1 protein-coding gene is annotated in these 1,690 nt (G+C 50.5%); it reads right to left on the bottom strand.

What is annotated here, in order from left to right; all coding sequences use genetic code 11:
* Positions 1 to 845: SPM autocatalytic domain-containing protein (locus AX018_RS25860; protein ID WP_491895685.1), on the bottom strand; the 845-nt coding region annotated here is incomplete at its 3' end.
* Between the last annotated feature and the right edge of the window lie 845 nt (positions 846 to 1,690).

The following is a 1,690-nucleotide window of genomic DNA, read 5'->3' as shown; positions in this document are numbered from 1 at the left end:
GCCAGGGCCTCGTAGCCGTGGGCGTAGTGCAGGCCCTGGCCCGCCTGGGGCTGCGCGTCCCGCAGCGTCTGGTCGCCGAACAGCTCCTGGCCGGAATCGATCAGGCCGTTGCCGTTGCGGTCCAGCACCACCAGCCCGTCGTCGCCCTTGATCCAGCCCGTGGCGTTCTTCGTGCCGTCGCCGTCGTGGTCGAAGAGGATGGGGCGGGAGGGGTCGATGCCCACCGCCTCGATGCCGTCGCCGTCCAGGTCCAGGACCAGGGGGTCGCGTGGGGCGACCCAGTTGCGGGCTGCCCCATATTGGGTATTCGTGGAATCGGATATGGAACGCTTTATTTCCCCTATATCGCCATGCAAGAATCCATCCCATACTGCCTTCAGCATATCCTGAAGATTTAACCCATAACTCTCTTTCAAATATTCATTGAGATTACCATCTCTAATATTTTTCCAAAACTCAGGGTCAGTCAATACATCTCGAGTAGTTTCATTAGCAGTCAATGCAATAGCTGCAGCCACAATAGACAATCCCATAGTCAGGCCAACCACCGCCACCCCACCCACAGCTGTAGCCCCAACGGCCCCCACTTGGGCACCGATAGCCATTGCTACTATGAAACCCTCGATTTTTGCCACTTCAGCAATTATACTGCCATCAATAGATATACCAGGTATGACTGTTTGCGTAATTGAACTTCCATTATCAACCGAAACAACCGTAACACCTGTCTGAGTTACCAATGCAAGCTGCGATGTAACAATCCTTCCTGGCGGAAAAATTCTCCCCATTACAAAATCAACAGCCCCCGCCACCAAGTTCGCATTTTTAATATTCAATTCCATCATTTCACCCAAAGTACTGTAAGTGCAAAAATAAAAGCAAAAAGCAGAATGGACTTGAAAGGATTAGTCAAAGGCGAATGGAAAACTACCGCAAACAACCTCAGAATGATATTATTAGTCTTATCGATGTCACGTCTAGCCTCCATTGCCGCCCTCCTTACTCCAAATGGCAAAATCCAATAATATACATAAAAAGCAAGCCACAGAATTTCTGCAGACAATAGTATGATTTTCAAAAAATCAACCATCAAAACATCTCCCTTGATTAATTCAAGTCCAAAACCAATCACCCCGGAATGGCATTTTCAACAGCGACAGTCCATGCCCAGTCGGCATAATCACACCCTTGTGCACAAAGCTCACAATATACTGATCGGGAAATAACCATTCCATCAGCACCAATCGTGCCTACATATGCAAAAATTGCAAATTTGTCAGATTATTTATGGCTTCCCCACATATCAAGGCCATGAAAAAACAACCATCTCTTTCCCCTTCTTTCAAAACCAACGCATTTCAAAAAATTACGCGAGCCGCCGAGGTTCGAGAAGGTTTTTGAAATCCGTTTACCCATCTGCTAGCGAAGTCCACTCGCACGCATGAATCTCGGGATGGAATGTGCGCCATGTCGCCGTCTTTTCTCAATTGTCTGCTACTTTTTCGATAGCACACGCTACACATTTACAGGCTCATGGCCTCACACAGATCGCACACCCATCCGCTGCCGCGCTCGGCTCCGGGTCGCCGGGAAACGCTCAGCGGAAGTTGCTGCCCGCCTCAACACTGAACAGCAGGTGGCCAGGGACCTCCGCCACACCGCGCCGGGCCCGGCCTCCCAGGCACCGGGC

This window comes from Paracidovorax anthurii, from assembly GCF_003269065.1.
In the GTDB taxonomy this organism is placed as follows: Bacteria; Pseudomonadota; Gammaproteobacteria; order Burkholderiales; family Burkholderiaceae_C; genus Paracidovorax; species Paracidovorax anthurii.
The sequence above is the reverse complement of the archived record's forward strand: the minus strand, read 5'-3'. Positions and strand labels throughout refer to the sequence as shown.